We start from the raw sequence: 24,089 nt of genomic DNA, 5'->3' as shown, positions 1-24,089 counted from the left end.
CCGCCCGCAGCCATGCCCACGTCACCACCTGGAAGGGTGGATTCGGTGGCGGCGGTGGATGCGGCGGCAACACTGGCGGCCATCGACGCCGCGCTGGAGCGCGACGGCGACCTGTCCGAAACCACGCGCTCGCTGCTGCAACAGGCGCGCCAGGCCCTGATCGGAAGTGGCGCGGACGTCGACGCCGAACGCGCCCGCTATCGCGCCCTGTTCGACGCCCTGCCCGACCCGGTCAGCATCATTGCCTACGACGGCACGGTGCTCGATCTCAACCGCGCCGGCTTCGAATCGTATCGACGCCCGCGCGAGGAACTGGTCGGGCAGCCGATCGAAACCATCAACCCGGACCTGCCGCAGGACCACATGGTGCCGGTGCTGGAGACGCTCAACCGTGGCGGCAGCTACATGGTCGAGGTCACCAACATGCGCGCCGATGGCACGCGCTTTCCGGTGGAGGTCCATACCGGGCCGCTGGAGTACGACGGCCGCAAGGCGATGGTCGCCGTCGCGCGCGACCTCAGCAGCCGGCTGACCGGACAGCTGCGCTATCGCGAGCTGATGGAAGCGATGGATCGCGGCATCCTCATCCAGGACGGCGACCTGCAGATCGTCTACACCAACGTCGCCGCGATGAAGATCCTCGGCGTCGGCGAGGACGAATCGGTCAACGATGCGCTGCGCGAAGAAAACTGGATGGTCGTCGACGAGCGTGGTCGCCAGCTGCCGCCGGAGTTGTACCCCTCGCACCGCGCACTGCACACCGGTCGCATCTGCGAAACCACCGTACTGGGCCTGTTCCACCGCGCCAGGCAGCAGCTCATGTGGCTGTCGGTCACCGCCGTGCCGCAGTTTCCACCGGGCGGCGACAAACCGCACCAGGTGCTGTCGCTGTTCTCCGATGTCACCACGCTCAAGCGCGACAGCACGCTGTTCGACCGCGCCCAGGCGATGGCGCACATCGGTGGCTGGGAATGGGAAGTCGGCCCGGACCGGCTCTACCTGACCGACGAGGCCCAACGCATCCTCGGCCACCGTCCGGCACCGTCGACGATCGAGGGCATGCTCGCCTGCCTGCGCCCGCACGACCGCGAGCGACTGCGCGCGGCGCTGGGCCAGGCGGTCTCGTTCGGCCGCAACCTCGACCTGGAAGTCCAGGGCAACCGTGCCGATGGCCGCGGCTTCTGGCTGCGCGTGATCGGCGAGGCCGACGCCGCCGACCCGCTCAATTCGCGCCTGACCGGCACACTGCAGGACATCACCGAGCGCAAGCACGACGAGGAAACCCTGCGAGTGCAGGCGCGCAGCGACCCGCTCACCGGCCTGCTCAACCGCGACGCGGTGCTGGCCGAACTGGAGAGCCGCCTCGACGATCCGCTGCGCGACACCCTGGCGGTGCTGTATGTCGACCTGGACCGTTTCAAGGTCGTCAACGACGTCCTGGGCCACGCCGCGGGCGACCGCCTGCTGGCCTCGGCCGGGCGGCGCATCCAGCGCGCCATCGGCAGCGAAGGACTGATCGCGCGCTTCGGCGGCGACGAGTTCCTGATCATCTGCGACACCGGCAGCGATCCCACGCGCCCGGAGCGGCTGGCCGACTCGATCCTGGAGATCTTCGGCGATAGCTTCCGCCTCGACGGCGAGGAGTTCAGCATCACCGCCAGCATCGGCATCGCCCAGGCGCCGCTCGATGGCGTGCGCTCGCAGCAGCTGATCCAGAGCGCGGACGTGGCGATGTACGACAGCAAGCGCCGCGGCCGCAACGGCTGGCAGGCATTCACGCCGGAGCTGGCCGAACAGCAACTGCATCGCCTGCAGCTGGAGACGCACCTGCGGCGCGCGGTCAACAACGAGGAATTCCATCTCGTCTACCAGCCGCAGGTGGACCTGACCACCGGCGCGATGGTTGCCGCCGAAGCGCTGATCCGCTGGCGCAACCATTCCCTGGGCGAGATCCGTCCGGACAAGTTCATCGACCACGCCGAGACCACCGGCGACATCGTCGGCATCGGCGACTGGGTGCTGCAGGAAGCCTGCCGGCAACTTCGCGAATGGCAGGAAGGCGGACTGGCCGTGCCGCGCGTGGCGGTCAATGTCTCGTACCGCCAGTTCCTCGGCGAAGACCTGGCCAGCAGCGTCAGCTCGGCGCTGGCCGAGTACGGCCTGCCCGGCGGCGCGCTGGAACTGGAATTCACCGAGCGGGTGCTGATCGAGGACGCACCGGACACGCTGCGCACCTTCGCCGCCCTGCGCGAAATGGGCGTGATGCTGACGATCGACGATTTCGGCGAGGGCTACAGCGCGCTGAACTACCTGCGCCGGTTGCCGATCCACGGCCTCAAGCTCAGCCAGCTGTTCGTCCAGGGCGTACCCGACAACCAGTCCGACGTCGCCGTCTGCCAGGCCGTCGCCGGCATCGCCCGCAGCCTCGGCCTGGCGCTGGTCGCCGAGGGCGTGGAGACCGAGGAACACCGGGAGTTCCTGCTCAGACTCGGGGTCACGATCGGCCAGGGGTTCCTGTTCGCGCCGGGATTGATGCCCGATGAGCTGAAGCTGGTCTACCGGACGGTGGCGATGGGCCGCGGCTGAGGCCACTGCGGCCCCGCTCCCGCGGTAAAATCCCGTCTTTCCGCGTCCCTGGACCTGCCCCATGCAACTCGATACTGTCCGCGCCATCGTCACTGGCGGCGTCTCCGGCCTTGGCCTCGCCGTCGCCCAGCACCTGGTCGCCCAGGGCGCCAAAGTCGCCCTGTTCGACGTCAACGACGACAAGGGCGCCGCAGCCGTGTCCGCGCTGGGCGCCGACAAGGCCCGCTACTTCAAAGCCGACGTGACCAGCGAAGCGGACGTGGCCACCAATGTCGCCGCCGCCAGCGAGTTCCTGGGCGGCCTCAACGCCACCATCAACTGCGCCGGCATCCTTGGCGCCGGTCGCGTGCTGGGCAAGGAAGGCGCGATGCCGCTGGCGCAGTTCCAGGGCACGGTGATGGTCAACCTGGTCGGCAGCTTCAACGTCGCCAAGGCCTGCGCCGCTTTGATGCAGCACAACGAGGCCGGCGTCGACGGCGAGCGCGGCGTGATCGTCAACACCGCGTCGGTGGCCGCCTACGAAGGCCAGATCGGCCAGGCCGCGTACTCGGCATCCAAGGGCGGCGTGGTCGGCATGACCCTGCCGATGGCCCGCGAGCTGTCGCGCTTCGGCATCCGCGTGATGACCGTGGCCCCGGGCGTGTTCTGGACGCCGATGGTCGACGGCATGCCCGAATCGGTGCAGCAGTCGCTGGCCGCGACGATTCCGTTCCCGTCGCGCCTGGGCAAGCCGGAGGAGTTTGCCGACCTGGTCGCCTACATCCTGCGCAACACCTATCTCAACGGCGAGACCATCCGTCTCGATGGCGCGACGCGCCTGGCGGCGAAGTAAACCCCACACCGGCGACCGCGCATTGCACGCGGCGCACGCACAGCATCAGACAAAGGTCCAGCAATGAAAGCCTACGACGTAAAGAAGGGTAACGTTGTCGAGTACAACAACGCCGTCTACCAGATCCGCGACATCGAGCGCAGCTCGCCGCAGGGCCGTGGCGGCAACGTCAAGTTCCGCTTCACCATGTACAGCGTGCCGGGCGGCACCAAGCTCGACGTCAGCATGGGCGGCGAGGACGAGATGAAGGAAGTCGAGCTCAGCCGCCGCCAGGCGACGTACTCCTACAAGGACGGCGAAGCGTTCGTGTTCCTCGACGACGAGGACTACACCCCGTACACGCTCGACGCCGATGTCGTCGGCGACCTGGCCGGCTACATCGTGGCCGACCTGAGCGGCTGCTACGTGCAGATCATCGACGACGCGCCGGTCGCACTGCAGCTGCCGCAGAGCGTGGCCATCGAAGTGATCGAGACGCCGCCGGAACTCAAGGGCGGCACCGCGACCAAGCGTCCGAAGCCGGCCAAGCTGTCGACCGGCATCGAGATCATGGTGCCGGAGTACATCGGCAACGGTGAGCGCGTGCTGGTGAACACCACCACCGGCGAGTTCGCCGGCCGCGCCGACTGACCCGCTGCCCGTCGTCCCGGCAAAAGCCGGGACCCATCTGCACTTTGGTTCTCCCGCAGAGCAACGTGGATCCCGGCTTTCGCCGGGATGACGGTCACTGGCCTGAGGGCAGGCGAATACCGCCTTCGGCCGCATGCAATGTGCGCAGGCGCTGGCCCAGCAGATCGCTGTTGGCGGCGATGCCATCGAGCAATGTCCGCTGCGGCGGCGTCATGAGTTCGCGCGCGCCCTCCTCCACATCCGCCCGCAACTGCTTCAGCCGGGTGCGGTGCTGGCCACTTTCGACCGCAAGGGCCTCGCGCTCCTGCGCCTGGGGAAGACCGTAGCCGGGACCTTCCAGCAGTTGCGCCGGACGCCCCAGATACGCGCCCTCCTGCAGCAGGCGTTGCAGCACGGCCAGCTCCGCCGGCTGCGCGTGCGCGCCCAGGTAGCGTCGCTTCAACGCCTCCTGCACCTGCAGTCGCTGCCTTCGCTGGGCGGCCTGCTCGAGCAGCAGCAATGCCGCCCCGCTGCGTAGATCCGTGCGACCGATCCAGGGCCGGCGTTGCCCCGGATCGAGCGCCATCCAGTCCTCGACCCGCGCCTGCGGCAGGCCGAGCCGCACTTTCGCCACGTCATACAGCTGCTGGAAATGCGGACGCAACGACTCGAAGCGATAGCCCAGGCGCAACGCTTGCGCCGGGTCGTCGAACACCGACGCGTCGGCGATGCCGGCACGTTCGAGCCGATGCAGCACGCCGGTCGGGGTGATGCTGCCCAGGCGGGCATCGGCCAGGCGTGGCACGCCGTCGTGCAGCAGCTTGTAGGTTTCCACCGCGCAGTTGTTGCTGAGGAAGTAGTAGCGGCCGTCGTAGCTCCAATGCAGCTGTGCGGCGCGCTCGAGCAGTCCGGCGATCTCATCGGGTTGCAGGCGCAACGGCGTCGAGCGCAGGCCGCGCAACTCGACCTTGGTGTACTCATCGACGACCTGGGTCAGCGGCAGCACGAACAGCCGCGACGGATAGCGGCCGGTCAGCCCGCGCCAGCTCGACAGCTGCACGTCATCGACGAATGCACGGAACGACAGCACCAGGTGATACGACAGGTCGAGCCGGCACTCCGGTCCGGGTACGCGCCCGGGCGCGCACACCACCAGGCGCAGCATGCTGTGCCCCCAGCGGCTCATCATCTGGTCGTTGCTGTCGGCCAGCAGATAGTCCACTGCATAGACCCGTCGCGGGTCCAGGGTTGCGAGCGCCTCGTCTCCGCCGTCACCGGCGTCGACGTAGGCGAAGTCCGGCGCGCATTGCACGTCACTCGCTGTCATCGCCGGCGCTGGACCGACCCTGGCGGTGAAGTAGCGATTCAGCGCCGGGCGCCGGCAGGCGTATCCCGGATCGAGCAGGAAGTACTCGAGGTTGACCGCGACGAATTCCTTCGGCGCGGTGAGTTCATAGCTGTCCGGGCTGCGATCGACGAAGCGGTTCTCGCGCCGACCGGCCAGCTGCGTACCCATGCGGGTCGCCCGGACCTGCCAGCCCGCCAGGTCGAGCAGGCGCGGATCGCGAGACAGGCGTCCACCCGGCGCGATGCGATCGTAGAGGTGTGCCAGCTCGTGGATCAGCGTCGCCAGCGCGCGATCGTCCGCGCCGGAATCATCTCCGCCTGTCATTGCAGAAAGCAGCGCGCGATTGAGCACGATGTCTTCGCGGGCGGCGTGGCCGCTCACGGCGGCATCGAGGTTCTGGCTCCAGCGCACCGCGATCGGACGGGCCAGCGCGGCCTGCACGGCTGGCGGCAGGTGCGCCTGTGCCTGCGCGATCAGTTGTTGCGTGGCGATGACCTCGGGCGCGCTGAGGCCGCGCGAGTCGAGCTGCAGCTGCATCGCCGCCTGCGCCTGTCCGGCGCACAGTGCCAGCGCTGCACAGGCCGCGAACCGGACGAGTCGCGCTCGGCCGCCGCCACGGTTCACAGTGCGAGGATGGCCTTTGCCAGTTCGATGTCGCTGGCCTGGCGCGTCTGCGGAACATGCTCGCGCAGATGGCGCAGTGCCGATTCGAGCTGGGCGCCACGGATCGCGCCATCGCTGGCGACGAAACTGGCGGCGTCGTCACGGGCGGCCAGCACGATCTTGTCGTCGCCCGAGGACGAATCCGAACTGGCGCTGGAGGCGGAACTGCCGCCGGCGGACGTGCCGGCGAAACTGGAGGCCATGGCCACCGGGGTGGCGCCGAGCAGCGCAATGGACAGCAGGATGGCGGGGGATTTCATCGGCGGCTCCAGGCAAGGGTGACATGGGGGACAGGCCGCCAAGATTACCCGCTGTGGCTGGCGCTGAAGCACGGCCATTCACGCGACGATAACGGACATTCACGATGGCTCGTCTCGCGTCGCGCTGCGGTGGCGCGATTGCCGCGTGGTCACGGATCGAACAGCTTGCCCGGATTCAGCACGCCATTGGGGTCCAGCACCCGGCGGATGCCGCGCATGACCTCCACTTCGGCTTCGCTGCGCGTGCCCAGCAGGTAGGGCTTCTTGACCAGACCGATGCCGTGCTCGGCGGAGATGCTGCCGCCATGGCGCTCCAGTGCCTGCGCCAGCAACCTGGTCACCTGCTCGCAATGGCCGAAGAACTCGGCGTCTTCCATGCTCTCGGGCTTGAGCACGTTGATGTGCAGGTTGCCGTCGCCGATATGGCCGAACCAGACCACGTCGAACTGCGGGTACTCGCGGCCGAGCAGCGCCTGGGTTTCGGCCAGGAACGCCGGCATCGCCGAGATCCGCACCGACACGTCGTTCTTGTACGGACGCCAGCGCACCAGGCTTTCGGTGATGCCCTCGCGCAGCCGCCACAACTGCGCGGCCTGGGCATCGCTCTGGCTGATCACCCCGTCGCTGACCAGGCCCTGCTCCAGGCAATACTCGAACGCCGCCATGGCCGTCGCTTCGCTGCGCTCGTCGCCGATCGCGAATTCGGTGACCACGTAGAACGGATGTACCTCGTCGAACGGCTTCTGCGCGCCGTGCGCGAGCACGTGATGCAGCGCGCGGTCGGTGAAGAACTCGAAGGCCTCCAGCGCCAGCCGCTCGCGGAATGCCGCGAACACCTGCATGAGCACTTCGAACGACGGCAGCGCCAGCAGCATCACGTTGGTCGGCGGCGGCGGATCGGTCAGGCGCAGCGTCGCCTCGACGACGATGCCGAGCGTGCCTTCCGAGCCGATCATCAGCTGGCGCAGGTCGTAGCCGCTGGAGTTCTTGATCAGGCCGCGGTTGAGCTCGAGCAGGTCGCCCTTGCCGGTGACCACGGCCAGGCCGGCGATCCACTCGCGGGTGTTGCCGTAGCGGATGACGCGGATGCCACCGGCATTGGTGGCGATGTTGCCGCCGATCGAACACGAACCGCGCGCGGCGAAATCCACCGGGTAGGCCAGGCCGTGCTCGCGGGCGGCGTTGTGGACGGCTTCCAGGGGGATGCCGGCCTGCACCGTCAGCGTGCGGTCGACGGCATCGAAGGCCAGGACCCGGCTCATCCGCTCCAGGCTCAGCACCAGCTCGCCCTTGGCGGCAACCGCGCCGCCGGACAGTCCGGTGCGCCCGCCCGACGGGACTACCGCCACGCCTTCTTCGTTGGCCCAGCGCAGGATCATCTGCACCTCTTCGACCGACGACGGCAAGGCCACCACCAGCGGCGCCGGCGTCCAGCGCCGGGTCCAGTCGCGGCCGTAGTGCTCCAGGTCGCCCGGATCGGTGCTCAGGCGCAGGCCGGGAGCGCGGGCAGCAAGGCGTTTGAGCGATTCGGTCATGAGGGGGCCCTGGAGGGAGTTCGTAGCGTGCCAGCACAGGCAACCTGGCGCCAGTGATGCATCGCAGCAAACACGATCGATTTCTGACATATTCAAACGCCCTCGCCACCCACCCGACGCATCGTGAGCCTGCAGACCTCGTACCCGAAGTCCGACATCCGTGTGCTGCTGCTGGAAGGGGTCGCCCCGACCGCGGTGGAGAGTTTCCGCAACGCCGGCTACTCGCAGATCCAGACCTACGACAAATCTCTGCCGCCGGAACTGCTGCGGCAGGAGATCGCCGCGGCGCACATCATCGGCATCCGCTCGCGCACGCAACTCGATGCCGACGTGCTGTCGCACGCGCGCCGGCTGATCGCCATCGGCTGCTTCTGCATCGGCACCAACCAGGTCGACCTCGACAGCGCCGAGCTGGCCGGCATCCCGGTCTTCAATGCGCCCTACTCCAACACCCGCAGCGTCGCCGAGCTGGTCGTGGCCGAGGCGATCATGCTGATGCGCGGCATCCCGCAGAAGAACGCGCAGTGCCACCGCGGCGGCTGGTCGAAGTCGGCCGCCGGCAGCCACGAGGTGCGCGGCAAGACGCTGGGCATCGTCGGCTATGGCCACATCGGCACCCAGGTCGGCGTGATCGCCGAGGCACTGGGCATGCAGGTGATCTTCCACGACATCGAAACCAAGCTGTCGCTGGGCAACGCGCGCGCCTCCGCCAGCCTCGACGACCTGCTATCGCGCAGCGACATCGTCACCCTGCACGTGCCGGAGACGGCCGCGACCCAGGGCATGTTCGGCGCCGCGCAGGTCGCGCGGATGAAGCACGGTGCGCACCTGATCAACGCCTCGCGCGGCACCGTGGTCGATATCGACGCGCTCGCCGCGGGCCTGGCATCGGGCCAGGTCGGCGGCGCCGCGGTCGACGTGTTCCCGGTCGAACCGCAGGGCAACGCCGATGCCTTCGTCTCGCCGCTGGTCGGCGTCGACAACGTGATCCTGACTCCGCACATCGGCGGCAGCACGCTGGAAGCGCAGGACAACATCGGCCTGGAAGTGGCGGCCAAGCTGATCCGCTACAGCGACAACGGCTCCACGCTCTCGGCGGTCAACTTCCCGGAAGTCACCCTGCCCGAGCACACCGGCAGCCTGCGGCTACTGCACATCCACCGCAACGTGCCCGGCGTGCTGTCGCAGGTCAACGATGTGTTCTCGCGCCTGGGCGTCAACATCGACGGCCAGTTCCTGCGCACCCATCCCAAGGTCGGCTACGTCGTGATCGATGTCACCGCGACGCAGGCGCAGGCGGCCCAGGTACGCGATGAACTGGCGCGGATCCCGGGCACGCTGCGGGTGCGAATCCTCTACTGAGCGTTGCGCGCAAGCCACTTGCGCGCCATGCGCTGCATCGACTCGTCGCTGCCCGGATCGGCCAGGATCGCCTCGATCAACCGCCACGCCAGGTCGTGCGACTCGTCGCTGACCACATAGTCCTCGCTGCCGCGCGCATGCACCACGTAGCGCACGTCGTAGTGCCAGTGGCCCGGCACGTCGCCACGTTCGGGGATCCAGTGGCGGTCGAGGTCGAACATCTGCGCGTCCACTTCCAGGCCGGTCAGGCCTGACTCCTCCTCGGCTTCGCGCAGCGCCACCCGCGCCAGGTCGCGATCGCCGTCGGCATGGCCACCGAGCTGCAGCCAGCGCTCAAGCTTGCGGTGATGGGTGAGCAGCACGCGCGTGCCGCTGGCGTCGACCAGCCACGACGAGGCGGTGAAGTGGCCGCTGAGATGGATGCGCTCGAACACGGTGTCGGCCGAGGCCAGGAAGCTGGCGAAGTCGCTGGCGACCTCGGCCTCCTGCGGCCAGCGCGCGGTGTAGTCCGCCATTTGCGCACTGAGCGAAGCGATTGCAGTGTCGCTGCGGTTGGCCTGATGTTCGCTGCTCAAAGTATTTGCCTGGAATTGCCCACACGGGATGCACGCATTTTAGAGGACCTTGCTCGCGATTTGCCTGATTGCCTTCCTGCAGGATTGAGACGTTTCTCATTCCTGTGCTGCACCGCGCTGCGAGACGCTCGCTGCACGGCTTACAGGAGACTTCATGGACGAATCATCGCTGCAATCCCGTCTTCGATTCGCGCTTCGCCCGCAGCACGGCCGTCCCCGGCATTGGCCCATCTTCATCGCCGCCGCAGTGGCTGCCGCCGCTGGCAACGTCCACGCCCAGGCCGGCGCCGACGAACAGGACGTCAACTTCACCGGTCCGCTGGTCAGCTCGGCACCGCCCCTGCCCAAGGGCCTGCTCAACATCGAGCCCTACCTCATCAACACCCAGGTCACCGGCCGCTACGACGCCGACGGGAACCGGCGCGACAGTGCCGGCGTCTCCGATGACTGGCAGATCGCCGTCCCCATCCAGTACGGCGCCACCGACCGCCTGACCCTGGCAGTCACGCTCAACGCATCCTATGCACCCACGCAGGGCGGGCGCCGCCTCACCATCGGCGATACCCGCGTGTCCGCCTCCTGGCTGCTCGCCGAGGGCAGCGGCCCGCACAAGACCAAGCTCACCGGCTCGGTGCGGCAGAACCTCACCACCGGCCAGCACGACCGGCTCGAAGTGCGTCGCGTGCCCGGTCCCACCGGCAGCGGCGCCAATTCGACCACGCTCGCGCTCGACGGCCAGGCCTACTTCCTGCCACGCAGCAACCTGCGCGGCCGCGCCGGCCTCGCCTTTCGCATCCCGGGTGCGCACGCCGGCCTGCGCGGCGAAAGCGCCTATGCGACACCGGCCAGCTTCGAAGGCAGCGCCGAGCTCGGCCACGGCATGGTCGCCAACCTCGGCGCCGAGTACAGCATCAACGCGCGCTGGGTGCTGGCCTCCGACGTGGTGTACGAGTACGAGGACAGCACCCGCATCCGCGGCCGTGGCACCGCCGGGGTCGTCGACCAGACCCTGCCATCGTCCTGGCGGGTGTCGGTCGCGCCCGCCGCCGAGTACCACTGGTCCGGCAGCGCCGGTGTGATCTTCGGCGCGCTGGTGTCGCTCGATGGTCGCAACAGTGCGGCGATCGTCTCGCCGCAGGTTGCGGTCAACCTGGTGTTCTGAGGGACGCCCGCAAGCCGTTCGCGTATACCGCAGGGGCATGACGTTTCGTGCTTGCCGCTCCTTTCCCGCGTGGGTTAAGGTGGCCCGCCCCCCACGGCCCATACGTTTCATTCGCCGCCTGAATGGGTGGCAGCTCACATTTCAGGGGAATCAGATGTTCAAAAACCTCTTCATCACCAAGCCGGTGGAGCCCGCCGGGCACGTCGATGCCGGTGAGCCCGTAGAAGGCAGCCTGGAAGGCGAGGTCGTCCTCAAGCGCTCCTTGACCGCCACCCAACTGGTGATGCTGGGTATCGGTGCCGTCATCGGCGCCGGCATCTTCGTGTTGTCCGGCCACGCCGCCGCCGAGCACGCCGGCCCGGCCATCGTCCTGAGCTTCATCATCGCCGGCTTCGCCTGCGCCCTCGCCGGCCTGTGCTACGCCGAGTTCGCCGCGATGATGCCGGTCTCGGGCAGCGCCTACTCCTACTCCTACGCCACGCTGGGCGAGTTCGTCGCCTGGTTCATCGGCTGGAACCTGGTGCTCGAGTACATGTTCGCCGCATCGACCGTCGCGGTCGGCTGGTCGGGCTACCTCAACAGCTTCCTCGAATACTTCCACGTGGCCCTGCCGGTCTCGCTGGCAGCCGCGCCGCTCAATGTCGTCGACGGCAGCATCGTCTACACCGGCGGCCTGATCAATCTGCCGGCGGTGTTCATCGTCGCCGCGCTCAGTGGCCTGTGCTACGTCGGCATCACCCAGTCGGCGATGGTCAACTCGGTGATCGTGGCCATCAAGGTCATCGTCATCGTGTTGTTCGTGGCCTTCGCCACCAGCTACATCAACCCGGACAACTGGGTGCCGTTCATCCCGGAAAATGAAGGCCCGGGCAAGTACGGCGTCTCCGGCATCATCCGTGGTGCGGCCGTCGTGTTCTTCGCCTACATCGGTTTCGATGCGGTCTCCACCGCGGCCGGCGAAGCCAAGAACCCGCAGCGCGACATGCCGATCGGCATCCTCGGTTCGCTGGTCATCTGCACCGTCATCTACATCATCGTCGCCCTGGTGCTCACCGGCCTGCTGCCGTACCACCTGCTGAGCACGCCCAAGCCGGTCGCGACCGCGCTCGAGGCCTACCCGGCACTGGGCTGGCTGAAGCTGATCGTCGAGGTTGGCGCCATTGCCGGCCTGAGCTCGGTGATCCTGGTGATGCTGATGGGCCAGCCGCGCATCTTCTACTCGATGGCGAAGGACGGCCTGATGCCGCCGATTTTTGCCAAGGTGCACCCGAAGTTCCAGACGCCGTACATGGGCACGATCATTGTTGGCGTGTTCGCCTGCCTGCTGGCCGGCTTCCTGCCGATCGGCCTGCTCGGCGAACTGGTCTCGATGGGCACCCTGCTCGCCTTCGCCACCGTCTCCATCGGCGTGCTGGTGCTGCGCAAGAGCCGCCCGGACCTGCCGCGCCCGTTCCGCGTGCCGGCCGCCGCGATCATCTGCCCGCTCGGCGCGGTCGCCTGCCTTTACCTCTTCTGGCAGCCGTTCTCCGAGCATTGGCCGCTGATGACCGGCTGGACCGCGATCGGCATGGCGATCTACTTCTTCTACGGATACCGTAACAGCAAGGTTCGCAAGGCCCAGCGCTGATCCGCTGAGGCACAAGCCAAGGCCGGCGGCATCCCCGCCGGCCTTGTTCGTTCAAGCCCGCTCCTCAAGAGCAGCTCCATCCAATGCCGGCCTCGCCGGACCTGGGAAGCAATAGATGTTCGGACAACTCTGGGCGACCAAACACCCCCATGCCAGCCATGCCGATGCGCAGGGCCTGGAACTGCACCGCACGCTCGGCCCGTGGGGTCTGACCGCCCTGGGCATCGGCGCGGTGATCGGCGGCGGCATCTTCGTCATCACCGGCCAGGCCGCGGCAGACCATGCCGGCCCGGCGATCATGCTGTCGTTCGTGCTGGCGGCGATCTGCTGCACCTTCTGCGCGCTGGCCTACGCCGAGTTCGCGGCGATGGTGCCGGTCTCCGGCAGCGCCTACACCTACACGTACGCCACGCTCGGCGAGCTGGCCGCGTGGTTCATCGGCTGGATGCTGGTACTCGAATACGGCGTGTCTGCCTCGGCCGTGGCGGTGAGCTGGACCGGTTACTTCCTCAGTCTGCTCGACCAGTTCAACATCCATCTGCCACATGCCCTGGTGAGCGCTCCGCTCGATGCGCAGCTCAGGCCCACCGGCGCGATCGCCAACCTGCCCGCGGCCGGCATCGTGCTGCTGCTGACCTGGCTGTGTTACGTGGGCATCCGCAAGTCGTCGGCGATGAACATGGCCATGGTCGTGCTCAAGACCGGGCTGATCCTGCTGGTGATCTTCGCCGGCTGGAAGTACATCGATCCGGCCAACTGGCACCCCTTCATTCCGGCCAACGAGGGCCCGGGCAAGTACGGCTTCGAAGGCGTGCTGCGCGGTGCCGCGCTGGTGTTCTTCGCCTACATCGGCTTCGAGGCGGTGTCGGTGGCGGCGCAGGAATCGCACAAACCGCAGCGCGACCTGCCGATCGGCATGCTGCTGTCGCTGGCGATCTGCACCGTGCTCTACCTCGCCATGGCCGCGGTCATGACCGGCCTGGTGCCCTTCGCACAGCTCGGCACCGACGAGCCGGTGGTGACTGCGGTGGCGGCGCATCCGGAACTGCATTGGCTGCGCTGGGTGGTCGAGATCGGCGCGCTGATCGGCCTGTCGTCGGTGGTGCTGGTGATGATCATCGGCCAGCCGCGCATCTTCATGATCATGGCGCGCGATGGATTGCTGCCGCCGTTGTTCACCCGGATCCATCCGACCTACCGCACGCCGCACATCAACACCGTCATCACCGGCATCGGCATCGCCATCCTGGCGGCGCTGTTCCCGCTCGACGTGCTCGGCGAGCTGACCTCGATGGGCACGCTGATCGCGTTCGCCGCGGTCTGCGGCGGCGTGCTGATCCTGCGCCGCACCCAGCCCGACCTGCCACGTCCGTTCCGCATCCCGTTTGCGTGGGGCGTGTGCATCGCCGGCATCCTCAGCTGCCTGGCGCTGCTGTCGACGATGACCGCGCACAACTGGTTCCTGATGGTGGTGTGGACCTCGATCGGGTTCCTGATCTACTTCCTGTACGGCTACAAGCACAGCAAGCTCAAGAAGGGCTGATGTGCAAAAGGGCGCCGAAAGGCGCCCTTTTCGTTTGAGCCATGGCTTCCTTTGAGCTATAGCGCGTCGATATCGCCCAGCGCGCGGATCAATCTGCGCGCACGCTTGTCCGGCTTGGTCTCCGGTGCACGGTAGCCATTGCGCTCGGCGATGCGCTGGGCGCGCAGCTGCTCACGCGCGAGACGGGAGGCTTCAGTCTCCGAATACAGGGTCTGGGCCGCACTGGCGGGGCCGCGCGTGTCGTTGAGCGCGACCACGCTGATCTCGAATGTCTCTTCGCCGCGCGCCACGCGCAACGCATCGCCAATGCGCACCACCCGCGACGCCTTGGCGCGCTGGCCGCCGACATCGACCTTGCCGGTCTCCACCGCCTGTTTGGCCAGTCTGCGGGTCTTGAAGAAGCGCGCGGCCCAGAGCCATATGTCCAGCCGCACTGCCTGCATCGGAACGGGTTGTTCGGTCACTGCGATTTCCAGCCTCGCGGCCTGTGCATCGGCCAATGCATTATCGCCGAATCGGCCCGGCGTTCGCGTGTGCATTCAGACATGCAGCCTCTTCGCGGCCCCGGTGCTACCTTGCCGCCCTCCCCTTCGCCTGGTCCCGTGATGCCGCCCAAACAGCACAACCTCACCGAAGGCCCGATCGGGCGCAACCTGCTGGCCTTCTCGCTGCCGATCCTGGCCGGCAACGTGGCGCAATCCCTGAACGGTTCAGTGAATGCGGTCTGGGTCGGGCACTTTCTTGGCGAAGAGGCACTGACCGCCACGGCCAACGCCAACAACATCATGTTCTTCCTGCTCGGGTCGGTGTTCGGCTTCGGCATGGCGGCGACGATCCTGATCGCCCAGGCGATCGGCGCGCGAGACATCACCCAGGCGCGGCGCGTGATGGGCACCAGCGCGACCTTCTTCGTCGGCCTGTCGGTGCTGATCGCCGCGCTGGGCTGGTGGCTGTCGCGCTACCTGCTGGCCGCGATGGGAACGCCGGCGGCGTCGCTGCAGTTTGCCGAGGATTACCTGCAGGTGATCTTCCTGGCGATGCCGATCCTGTACACGTTCGCCTTCATCTCGGCGGCGCTGCGCGGCGCAGGCGATTCGCGCACGCCGTTCCGCTTCCTGCTGGTGTCGGTGCTGCTCGACATCGCCTTCAACCCTTTGCTGATCTTCGGCCTGGGCCCGTTTCCGAAGCTCGGCATCGCCGGCTCGGCATGGTCGACGCTGCTGGCGCAGGGACTGACGCTGACTGCGCTGCTGCTCTATCTGCGCCACCGCAAGCACCCGCTGTGGCTGGGCCGGCGCGACTCGCACATGTTCAGGATCGACCTGACCATCCTGCGTGCGCTCGTCATCAAGGGCGTGCCGATGGGGCTGCAGATGGTGCTGATCTCGCTGTCGATGATCGCGATGATGACCATGGTCAACCACTACGGCACCGACACCTCGGCCGCCTACGGCGCCGCGCTGCAGTTGTGGACCTACGTGCAGATGCCGGCGATGGCGATTGGCGCGGCGTGCTCGTCGATGGCCGCGCAGAACGTCGGCGCGCATCGCTGGGACCGCGTCTCGGCCACCGCCAAGGCCGGCGTGCTGTTCAACTTCCTGCTGACCGGCGCGATCATCGCGCCGCTGATCCTGCTCGACCGCTGGACGCTGGCGCTGTTCCTGCCCGAGGGCAGCAGCGCCCTGGAGATCGCGCGCCATCTCAACCACATCTCGGTGTGGTCGTTCCTGTTCTTCGGCGTGACCTTCGTGGTCTCCGGTGTGGTGCGTTCGACTGGCGCTGTGATCCCGCCGCTGATCATCCTGGCGCTGGCGCTGTGGGGTGTCCGCGTGCCGTTCGCCAACGTGCTGCAGCCGACCCTGGGCCCCGATGCGATCTGGTGGAGTTTCCCGGTCAGCGCGTTGTGTTCGATGCTGATGGCGCTGTCGTATTACCGCTGGGGCAACTGGCGCAAGGCGCGCATGTTGCGACCGGATCCGCACGAAGTCGCGATGCCCGCCGAGGTTCCGGCGACGCCACCTTCGCCGGTGGCCGACCCGAGCGCGGACACCGACGACGACGTCGCTCTGGCGATCTCCGCAACACAAGCCTCGAAGCCGTAAACCGTAGCGATGTCCACACATGCAAACGGCCGCCCTGGGGCGGCCGTTGCTGTTCGCGGCAGGCAGCGCCTGCGCGGTATTACTCGGACTTGGTGTAAGCCGACAGATCTTCCTTGATGCGCGCCTTCTTGCCCTTCAGGCCACGCAGGTAGTACAGCTTGCCGGCGCGGACCTTGCCGCGGCGCTTCACGTCGACCGAAGCGATCGTGGCGCTGTGGGTCTGGAAGACGCGCTCGACGCCGAAGCCGTGCGAGATCTTGCGCACGGTGAACGAGGAGTTCAGGCCGGCGTTCTTGATCGCGATGACCACGCCTTCGTAGGCCTGGACGCGCTCACGCGTGCCTTCCTTGACGTTGACGTTGACGACGACGGTGTCGCCCTGGCTGAAGTCGGGCAGCTGACGCTTGATCTGCTCGGCTTCGAAATTCTGGAGAAGCGTGTGGATCGACGGATTGTTCATGGCTTTGGCCTGTTGGAGTCGTTTTAGCGCGAGTGCACGTGGACCCGCGTCTGGCATGGGTGGAGCTAATGGAAGCCGCGGATTATAACGGCTTTTTTCCTTGTGTGGCTAGCACTTGGGGTTCCCGGGGAGCGTCCGCGGGCTCGTCCGCGGCCTCCAGGCCGGCCCGGAAGGCCGCCAGCAGCTTGCGGTCGGCCTTGGACAGCGCGGCCTCGTTCAGCAGGTCCGGCCGCCGCTGCCAGGTCCGGCCGAGCGACTGCATCCGCCGCCAGGCGGCGATATGGGCGTGGTTGCCCGACAGCAGCACCTCCGGGACCGAACCCAGTTCGTGCTCGATCGGCCGACTGTAGTGCGGGCAATCCAGCAGGCCGTCCTCGAAACTGTCCTGGACCGCCGACTCGGCGTCGCCCAGCACGCCCTCGCGCAGCCGCGCGACGGCATCGACCACGACCGCCGCGGCCAGCTCGCCGCCGGACAGGACGTAGTCGCCAATGGAAATCTCTTCGTCGACCTCGGCCTGGATCAGGCGTTCATCGATGCCTTCGTAGCGGCCGCACAGCAGGATCAGGCGCTCGCGGCCGGCCAGTTCGCGGACCTTGGCCTGGGTCAGGGGCACACCCTGCGGACTGAGATAGACCACCCTCGCCGGGGCCGGATCGGCCGCATGCGCGGCCTGCAGGCTGGCACGCAGGGGATCGATCAGCATGACCATGCCGGGGCCGCCGCCACAGGGACGGTCGTCGACCCGGCGGTAGTTGCCTTCTGCGTAGTCGCGGGGGTTCCAGCCGTGCAGCGACAACAGCCCGCGCTCGCCCGCGCGCCCGACCACACCGAACGCAGCGCACTGGGCGACAAACTCGGGGAACAGGCTGATGACGTCGATGCGCATGGTGGGCGGGAACTAGAACTCGGGGTCCCAGTCGACCGTGACCACGCCGTTGTCGAAATCGACCCGGGTCACGTACTGCGGCGTCACGAACGGAATCATCCGCTCGCGCTCGTCGTCGCGCGCAACCAGGACGTCATTGGCGCCGGTGGCGAACAGGTGCGAGACCACGCCCAGTGACACTCCGTCGACGGTGACCACGCGCAGGCCTTCCAGGTCGACCCAGTAATACTCGCCCTCGCTCGGCGGCGGAAGCGCCGAACGCGGAACGTAGATTTCGGTACCGCGCATCGCCTCGATGGCGTCGCGGTCGGTGACGTCGGGGAAGTTGGCGACGGTGAACTTGCCGCTCTGCTTGCCACGTACGCCGCGCAATTCGCGCTCGTTGCCCTGCGGGTCGCGCAGGATCCACGGCTCGTAGTTGAAAATGGCGCTGCGCGGCTCGGTCCACGACTCGAGCTTGGCTTCGCCACGAATGCCAAAGGCGCCGGCCACCCTGCCCAGCAGGATGCGGCGCCCCGGGCGCTCCTCGGAGGAGCCTGTCATTGCTGCTGCTCTGGAAGCGCGGCCGCGCGGTTGAGGCGCGGCCGGCAAATCAGGCTGCGGTCGCGGCCTTGGCCGCTTCCTTGTACAGCACGGCGACCTTGTCGGTCAGCTGCGCGCCGTTGCCAACCCAGTGAGCGATGCGCTCGACGTTGAGCTCGACCTTCTTCTCGGCGCCCTGGGCGACCGGGTTGTAGAAGCCGACGCGCTCGATGTTGCGGCCGTCACGTGCATTGCGGCTGTCGGTGACGATGACGTGGTAGAACGGACGCTTCTTGGCGCCGCCGCGTGCGAGACGAATCTTGACCATGGTTCGGTAATTCCTGTGTTGCCCAGTCGCCGGAATGGCGAGGTAAGCCAAAAAGTATAAGCCATTGATCCGGGTCAGGAAAGCCCTGAACCCGCCACGAGGCCCGGGGTTACCTGAACGGCATGCCGCCGCGGGCGCCCATCATGCCCTTCATGCCGCGCATCAGGCCCTTCATGCCGCCGCCGGACAGCTTGCTCATCATCTTTTCCATCTGCTGGAACTGCTTCATGAGCTTGTTGACGTCGGCCGGGGTCAATCCGGCGCCCCTGGCGATGCGGGCACGGCGCGAGCCGTTCAGCAGCCCCGGGTTGCGGCGCTCCTTCTTCGTCATCGAGTTGATGATGGCCACCATCCGCGGCACTTCCTTGCCGGTGACCTGGCTCTTCACCGAGTCCGGGATCTGGCCCATGCCCGGCAGCTTGTCCATGAGGCCGGTGATGCCGCCCATGTTCTGCATCTGCTCGAGCTGGTCCTTCATGTCGTTGAGGTCGAACTTCTTGCCCTTGGCGACCTTCTCGGCGAGCTTTTGCGCCTTGTCCTTGTCGACCTGCTGCTCGACCTGCTCGACCAGCGACAGCACGTCGCCCATGTCGAGGATGCGGCTGGCGATGCGGTCGGGGTGGAACACGTCGAGGCCGTCGGGCTTCTCGCCGGTGCCGATGAACTTGATCGGGCGCTGGGTGATGTAGCGCACCGACAGCGCGGCGCCGCCACGGGCGTCGCCGTCGGTCTTGGTCAGCACCACGCCGGTCAGCGGCAGCGCTTCACCGAAATGCTTTGCCGTGACCGCGGCGTCCTGGCCGGTCATCGAGTCGACCACGAACAGCGTTTCCACCGGCTTGACCGCGGCGTGCAGCGCCTTGATCTCGGCCATCATCGCTTCGTCGATGCTGGTGCGGCCGGCGGTGTCGACCAGCAGCACGTCGACGTACGACTTGCGCGCATCGTCGATGGCGGCCCTGACGATGTCTTCGGGCTTCTGGTCGGCGCTGGACGGGAAGAACAGCACGTCGACCTGCTGCGCCAGCGTCTTGAGCTGCTCGATCGCGGCCGGACGGTAGACGTCGGCCGACACCACCATCACCTTCTTCTTGCGCTTTTCCTTCAGGTGCTTGGCGAGCTTGGCCACCGTGGTGGTCTTGCCCGCGCCCTGCAGGCCGGCCATCAGGATCACGGCCGGTGCCGGCACGTTCAGGTTGAGGTCGGTCGCGGCCGAACCCATCACCGCGCTCATCTCGTCGCGGACGATCTTGATGAGCGCCTGGCCCGGGGTCAGCGACTTGAGCACTTCCTGGCCGACCGCGCGCACCTTGATGCGCTCGATCAGGGCCTGCACTACCGGCAGGGCGACGTCGGCCTCGAGCAGGGCGATGCGGACCTCGCGCAGCGACTCGCGGATGTTCTCCTCGGTCAGCCGGCCGCGGCCGCGAAGGCGCTCGATGGTGCCGGAGAGACGTTGGGTCAGGGATTCGAACATGCGGGGGATACCTGCGGGTCGCGCGGACGCGGAAAAGGAACAAAAGCGGGGCGCGAAGTATAGCCCCCCGTGCACAGGCCAGACAGGAGCCGACGGCGGTCACTGCGGTTCGTCTCGCGGCTATGCGACACTGCGGCGATGACAATCGTTCTCATCGCCATCGCGCTGTACCTGCTGGCCACCGCAATGCTCGTCACCGGGGTGCGGCAACAGCCTCCCCGCTCGTCGCGGCTGTGGCTGCTGCCGGCGTGGGCCGGCGTGCTGCTGCATGCCCTCGCCCACCTGTTGGCCTGGCACCAGGCCGGTGGCGCCGACCTGCACTTCTATGCGGCGCTGTCGCTGGTCGGCCTGGGAATGGCGGCACTGACGGCGCTGGTGGGCGGTGGTGGGCGCATGGCCGCGCTCGGGGTGATCGTGTTCCCGCTGGCCGCGCTCACGCTCTACGGTTACCAGCACCATGGCCATGTGATCGCCGAACGCCTCGACTGGCGCCTGCAGCTGCACGCCTGGTTCGCCCTGCTCGCTTACGCCACCCTGGCCATCGCCGCGTTGCTGGCGGTGATGCTGTGGTTGCAGGAACGCGCACTGCGCCGTCGCGAGTTCCATCAGTGGCTGCGCGCCCTGCCGCCGCTGGTGGAGCTGGAGACCCTGCTGTTCCGCACGATCGCGGTCGGCTTCGCCCTGCTCACGGCCACCCTGCTGACCGGCGTGCTGTTCGTCGAGAGCCTGTTCGCCCAGCACCTGGTCCACAAGACCGTCCTGAGCGTGCTGTCCTGGCTCGTCTTCGGCGGCCTGTTGCTGGGCCGCTGGCGCTACGGCTGGCGCGGCGGCACTGCCGTGCGTTGGACCCTGACGGCCATGGGCCTGCTGGTCCTGGCCTTCTTCGGCAGCAAGTTCGTCCTCGAGCTGGTCCTCGGCCGCCCAGCCTGAACCCTGTTCAGCTGGCGCAACCCGGCGTTCCATTGCTGCAACAATATTTGCATTGACAACTATTGCCCGGGCGAAGAAAATTTCGTCCCATGAAAACGCTACCCGTCACTGCCTGCAGCGGATCCTCGCTCGGCCTGCTGTTCAGGCAAGTCCGCGACGCCATGTGGGCGCGGATGGAGCACGAACTGGCGGACGCCGGCCATGAGCTGACCTTCAGCCAGTACATCAGCCTGAAGATGCTCTCCAGCGGGCCGGCCGGCGTGACCGACCTCGCCCGCTTCGCCGAACTCAACCCCGGTGCGATGACGCGCCTGCTGGACAAGCTCGAGGCACGCGGAATCGTTGCCCGCACGGCCGACCCCGCCGACCGCCGCGGCATCAACATCCACCTGACGCCGGCCGGCCAGGCCATGTGGCTGGACGTCAACCAATGCGGCCAGCGAGTGCTCGATCGCGCCATGCAGGGCATGGACGCGGCCCAGCGCGAACTTCTGACGCGGATGCTCGAGCAGGTCCGCGACAACCTTTCCTTTTCAGACACCTGACCATGACATTCCAAGCCCCCCGCCCGCATCGCGGGCTGCAGCCCGTTCTGTCAGCACCGATCCTCTCTGCTTTGGCCATCGCCGTCCTCCTGGCAGGCTGCGCGAGTTCGCGCGGGCTCTCCCCCGAGGGCAAGCCGCTCGATGCCGACAGCCTGCAGGCGCAGCGCAGCCTGTCGGACGCCGCCGCCTCCGATGCCGCCTTCCCGGCGCAGGACTGGTGGACCTCGCTCGGTGATGCCCAGCTCAATGCATTGATCAGCGAAGCGCTGGCCGGCACGCCGAGCCTCGACGCCGCCGATGCGCGCGTGCGCCAGGCCGTGGCCCAGGCCGGTCTCGCCGATGCGGCACGCAAGCCGACGCTGGGCGCCGCGGCCCAGTACTCGGGCGTGCAGTTGCCCGAGACGCTTGCGCCGCCGCCGATTGGCGGCAGCTACCAGGGCGTGGAGGTGCTCAACCTCTCGTTCCATTACACCTTCGACTTGTGGGGCGGTGAGCGGGCGCGCTGGCAGTCCGCCGTGGGCCAGGCCCGCGCCGCCGAAGTCGACGCACAAGCCGCGCGCCTGACGCTGTCGACGGGCATCGCCCGCACCTATGTCGCGCTGGCGCAGGCGTTTTCCGCGCACGATGTCGCGGTCGCCGACCAGCAGCGGGCCTCGCAGTTGCTCGACCTGGGCCGCCAGCGCGTTGCCGCCGGCCTCGACAACCAGTTGCAGATCCGCCAGGCGGAAAGCGCCGTGGCCAGCGCGCAGCAGCAGATCCAGGCCAGCGAACACGAGATCGAGATCAGTCGCAACGCCCTGGCCGCACTGCTTGGCAAGGGCCCGGACCGCGGCCGCGACATTACCCAGCCTGGCCTGCTCAGCGCCGCATCGCCGCGCGTGCCGTCGGTGGTGCCGAGCGAACTGCTCGGTCACCGCCCCGACGTCGTTGCCGCGCGTTGGCGCGTGGAAGCGTCGCAGCAGGGCATCAAGGCCAGCAAGGCGGCGTTCTACCCGACCGTCAACCTGGTCGCGATCGCCGGCGTTGCCGCCGGCAATCTCGGTGACCTGTTCTCCAGCGATGCACTGATCTACGGCGGCGGTCCTGCACTGACACTGCCGATCTTCGATGGCGGCCGCCTGCGCAACCAGCTCGCGCGCAGCGATGCCGACTACGACCTCGCCGTGGCCAGCTACAACCAGACCCTGGTCGGCGCGCTGCGCGAAGTCGCCGATGCGCTGCATGCGGCGCGCTCGCTCGACGGCCAGATCGTCTCGGCCACGCAGGCGCGCGACGCAGCCCAGGACGCCTGGCAGATCGCCACCTCGCGTTACCGCGCCGGTCTTGGCACGCAGCTGGATGTGCTGGCCGCGCAGCGTCCGCTGCTTGAAGCCGATCGCATCCTGACGGTGCTCAACGCCCAGCGCCTGGCCGCATCGATCGACCTTGACCGCGCCCTCGGCGGCGGTCTCGCACTGAACGCACCCGACAGCAACAACGACTCCAATCACGATATCGCCAAGGCCCCCACGCCATGACCACCGAACCCAATCCCAACGCTCCCACCGCCAAGGCCGGCGCCGCGCCCAAGTCCAATGGCAAGCGCAAGCGCGCGCTGTTGATCCTGCTCGCCGTGGTCGTGCTCGCCGGACTGGCCTGGACCACCTGGTACCTGCTGGTCGGTCGCTGGCACGAGGACACCGATGACGCGTACGCGCAGGGCAATGTCGTCAGCATCGTGCCGCAGACCATGGGCACCGTGGTCGGCATAGACGCCGACGACGGCATGAAGGTGGTCGCCGGCCAGGCGCTGGTGCACCTGGATCCGAACGATGCACGCGTGGCCTTCGACCAGTCGGTGGCCAACCTCGCCAACACTGTGCGCCAGGTGCGCGGCCTGTACAGCGCGGTCGATGCCGGCGCCGCCGATCTGGCTGCACGCCAGGCGTCGGTCGAGCGCGCACGCGCCGACCTCAAGCGTCGCGAAGGCCTGGTCGGCAACGGCGCGGTCTCGGCCGAAGAACTCGCCCACGCCCGCAACGAACTGGCCGTGCTCGAAGCCGGCATGCGCTCGATCAACGGCAACCTGTCGCGCAACCGCGCCCTGGTCGATTCGACCACGGTCAGCAGCCAGCCGCAGGTCGAGGCAGCTGCCTCGCAGCTGCGCCAGGCGTACCTCAACCTGCAGCGCACCGCGATCGTCGCACCGGTGTCGGGCTACGTGGCCAAGCGCCAGGTCCAGCTCGGCCAGCGCGTGCAGCCGGGTACGACGCTGATGACGATCGTGCCGCTTGAGCAGATCTGGGTCGAAGCCAACTTCAAGGAAACCCAGCTCTCGCGCATGCGCATCGGCCAGCCGGTGAAGGTGCATGCCGACCTGTACGGCAGCGGCGTCGAATACGACGGCAAGGTCGCCAGTCTCGGCATGGGCACCGGCAGCGCGTTCTCGCTGCTGCCGGCGCAGAACGCCAGCGGCAACTGGATCAAGATCGTGCAGCGCGTACCGGTGCGCATCGAGATCGAACCGCGCCAGCTCGCCGAGCATCCGCTGCGCCTGGGCCTGAGCATGCACGTCGACGTGACCGTGCGTGACCAGGAGGGCGCGGTCCTTGCCGACGCCCGCAAGAGCAACAAGACGCTGTTCACCACCGCAGCCTACGAAGAGCAGCTTAACGACGCCAACGCGCTGATCGGCAAGATCATCAAGCAGAACCTGCCGACCGCGGCGCGCGACTGAGCCACCTGAGCACGCCAT

Annotated in this window: 22 protein-coding genes; 12 read left to right on the top strand and 10 right to left on the bottom strand. The window is 67.7% G+C overall.

The annotated features are described in order from the left end of the window. Positions 1-12 precede the first annotated feature (12 nt). From AB4Y64_RS08250 to yeiP, 3 genes are all read left to right on the top strand, one after another. Positions 13-2,586 (top strand): sensor domain-containing protein, encoded by a 2,574-nt coding sequence (locus AB4Y64_RS08250; RefSeq protein WP_441815968.1) that lies wholly within the window; start codon positions 13-15, stop codon positions 2,584-2,586. A 61-nt stretch (positions 2,587-2,647) separates the two neighbouring features. Continuing rightward, positions 2,648-3,418 carry an SDR family NAD(P)-dependent oxidoreductase gene (locus AB4Y64_RS08245; protein ID WP_441815967.1) on the top strand — a complete coding sequence of 257 codons (771 nt, stop codon included), beginning with the start codon at positions 2,648-2,650 and terminating at the stop codon, positions 3,416-3,418. Positions 3,419-3,481: 63 nt separating this feature from the next. Then, a complete protein-coding gene (gene yeiP, locus AB4Y64_RS08240) occupies positions 3,482-4,048 on the top strand; it encodes an elongation factor P-like protein YeiP (protein WP_441815966.1) in 567 nt (188 codons plus the stop codon). 94 nt (positions 4,049-4,142) lie between these two features. Here the strand turns inward: yeiP and AB4Y64_RS08235 are convergent, their stop codons facing one another. From AB4Y64_RS08235 to AB4Y64_RS08225, 3 genes are all read right to left on the bottom strand, one after another. Next, positions 4,143-5,912 (bottom strand): Lnb N-terminal periplasmic domain-containing protein, encoded by a 1,770-nt coding sequence (locus tag AB4Y64_RS08235; protein ID WP_441815965.1) that lies wholly within the window; start codon positions 5,910-5,912, stop codon positions 4,143-4,145. A gap of 83 nt (positions 5,913-5,995) precedes the next feature. Continuing rightward, the gene (locus tag AB4Y64_RS08230) at positions 5,996-6,298 is read right to left on the bottom strand and encodes a DUF2388 domain-containing protein (RefSeq protein ID WP_441815964.1); all 303 of its coding nucleotides are present in this window, start codon (positions 6,296-6,298) and stop codon (positions 5,996-5,998) included. Between the two features lie 149 nt (positions 6,299-6,447). Then, on the bottom strand, positions 6,448-7,833 hold the full coding sequence (locus AB4Y64_RS08225) for an FAD-binding oxidoreductase (protein WP_441815963.1): 1,386 nt from the start codon (positions 7,831-7,833) through the stop codon (positions 6,448-6,450). A gap of 123 nt (positions 7,834-7,956) precedes the next feature. Between AB4Y64_RS08225 and serA the strand changes: the two genes are divergently transcribed. Then, positions 7,957-9,195: a phosphoglycerate dehydrogenase gene (serA, locus tag AB4Y64_RS08220; protein ID WP_441815962.1), complete on the top strand. Its 1,239-nt coding sequence runs from the start codon at positions 7,957-7,959 to the stop codon at positions 9,193-9,195. Here serA and AB4Y64_RS08215 read toward each other — a convergent pair. Then, positions 9,189-9,710 (bottom strand): NUDIX hydrolase, encoded by a 522-nt coding sequence (locus AB4Y64_RS08215; protein ID WP_441816328.1) that lies wholly within the window; start codon positions 9,708-9,710, stop codon positions 9,189-9,191. The two genes, serA and AB4Y64_RS08215, sit on opposite strands and share 7 nt — an antisense overlap. Positions 9,711-9,924: 214 nt before the next feature. Between AB4Y64_RS08215 and AB4Y64_RS08210 the strand changes: the two genes are divergently transcribed. The 3 genes from AB4Y64_RS08210 (at position 9,925) to AB4Y64_RS08200 (ending at position 14,102) form a co-directional block, all read left to right on the top strand. Next, entirely contained in the window at positions 9,925-10,932 is a 1,008-nt protein-coding gene (locus tag AB4Y64_RS08210; RefSeq protein WP_441815961.1) for a hypothetical protein, read from the top strand. A 154-nt stretch (positions 10,933-11,086) separates the two neighbouring features. After that, positions 11,087-12,559, top strand: coding sequence for an amino acid permease (locus AB4Y64_RS08205; RefSeq protein ID WP_441815960.1), 1,473 nt, complete (start codon positions 11,087-11,089; stop codon positions 12,557-12,559). Positions 12,560-12,674: 115 nt separating this feature from the next. Next, entirely contained in the window at positions 12,675-14,102 is a 1,428-nt protein-coding gene (locus AB4Y64_RS08200; RefSeq protein ID WP_441815959.1) for an amino acid permease, read from the top strand. A gap of 56 nt (positions 14,103-14,158) precedes the next feature. Here the strand turns inward: AB4Y64_RS08200 and AB4Y64_RS08195 are convergent, their stop codons facing one another. Next, the gene (locus tag AB4Y64_RS08195; protein WP_441816327.1) at positions 14,159-14,545 is read right to left on the bottom strand and encodes an RNA-binding S4 domain-containing protein; all 387 of its coding nucleotides are present in this window, start codon (positions 14,543-14,545) and stop codon (positions 14,159-14,161) included. 162 nt (positions 14,546-14,707) lie between these two features. On the opposite strand from AB4Y64_RS08195, the gene AB4Y64_RS08190 reads away from it, so the two are divergent. Further along, positions 14,708-16,204, top strand: coding sequence for an MATE family efflux transporter (locus AB4Y64_RS08190; RefSeq protein WP_441815958.1), 1,497 nt, complete (start codon positions 14,708-14,710; stop codon positions 16,202-16,204). Positions 16,205-16,283: 79 nt separating this feature from the next. On the opposite strand, the gene rplS is transcribed toward AB4Y64_RS08190, so the two are convergent. The 5 genes from rplS to ffh all read right to left on the bottom strand — a co-directional run bounded on the left by rplS (position 16,284) and on the right by ffh (position 19,880). After that, complete coding sequence (gene rplS / locus AB4Y64_RS08185; protein ID WP_441815957.1) at positions 16,284-16,664, bottom strand: 50S ribosomal protein L19; 381 nt, start codon at positions 16,662-16,664, stop codon at positions 16,284-16,286. A gap of 82 nt (positions 16,665-16,746) precedes the next feature. Beyond that, entirely contained in the window at positions 16,747-17,553 is an 807-nt protein-coding gene (gene trmD / locus AB4Y64_RS08180) for a tRNA (guanosine(37)-N1)-methyltransferase TrmD (RefSeq protein WP_441815956.1), read from the bottom strand. Between the two features lie 12 nt (positions 17,554-17,565). After that, a complete protein-coding gene (gene rimM / locus AB4Y64_RS08175) occupies positions 17,566-18,096 on the bottom strand; it encodes a ribosome maturation factor RimM (protein ID WP_441815955.1) in 531 nt (176 codons plus the stop codon). A gap of 49 nt (positions 18,097-18,145) precedes the next feature. Then, positions 18,146-18,403: a 30S ribosomal protein S16 gene (gene rpsP / locus AB4Y64_RS08170; protein WP_441815954.1), complete on the bottom strand. Its 258-nt coding sequence runs from the start codon at positions 18,401-18,403 to the stop codon at positions 18,146-18,148. A 109-nt stretch (positions 18,404-18,512) separates the two neighbouring features. After that, positions 18,513-19,880, bottom strand: a complete 1,368-nt coding sequence (gene ffh / locus AB4Y64_RS08165) for a signal recognition particle protein (RefSeq protein ID WP_441815953.1) — start codon at positions 19,878-19,880, stop codon at positions 18,513-18,515. Positions 19,881-20,018: 138 nt separating this feature from the next. Between ffh and AB4Y64_RS08160 the strand changes: the two genes are divergently transcribed. From AB4Y64_RS08160 to AB4Y64_RS08145, 4 genes are all read left to right on the top strand, one after another. Beyond that, entirely contained in the window at positions 20,019-20,810 is a 792-nt protein-coding gene (locus AB4Y64_RS08160; protein WP_441815952.1) for a cytochrome C assembly family protein, read from the top strand. An 89-nt stretch (positions 20,811-20,899) separates the two neighbouring features. Beyond that, positions 20,900-21,355 (top strand): MarR family winged helix-turn-helix transcriptional regulator, encoded by a 456-nt coding sequence (locus AB4Y64_RS08155; protein WP_441815951.1) that lies wholly within the window; start codon positions 20,900-20,902, stop codon positions 21,353-21,355. 2 nt (positions 21,356-21,357) lie between these two features. Beyond that, positions 21,358-22,872 carry an efflux transporter outer membrane subunit gene (locus AB4Y64_RS08150; protein ID WP_441815950.1) on the top strand — a complete coding sequence of 505 codons (1,515 nt, stop codon included), beginning with the start codon at positions 21,358-21,360 and terminating at the stop codon, positions 22,870-22,872. After that, positions 22,869-24,071 (top strand): HlyD family secretion protein, encoded by a 1,203-nt coding sequence (locus AB4Y64_RS08145; protein WP_441815949.1) that lies wholly within the window; start codon positions 22,869-22,871, stop codon positions 24,069-24,071. The genes AB4Y64_RS08150 and AB4Y64_RS08145 overlap by 4 nt, the downstream gene beginning before the upstream one ends. Positions 24,072-24,089: the final 18 nt, after the last annotated feature.

Origin of the sequence: Lysobacter sp. TAF61, from assembly GCF_052113485.1 — a bacterium.
Taxonomy (GTDB): domain Bacteria; phylum Pseudomonadota; class Gammaproteobacteria; order Xanthomonadales; family Xanthomonadaceae; genus Lysobacter_J.
This window is presented reverse-complemented; position numbering and strand designations above follow the sequence as displayed.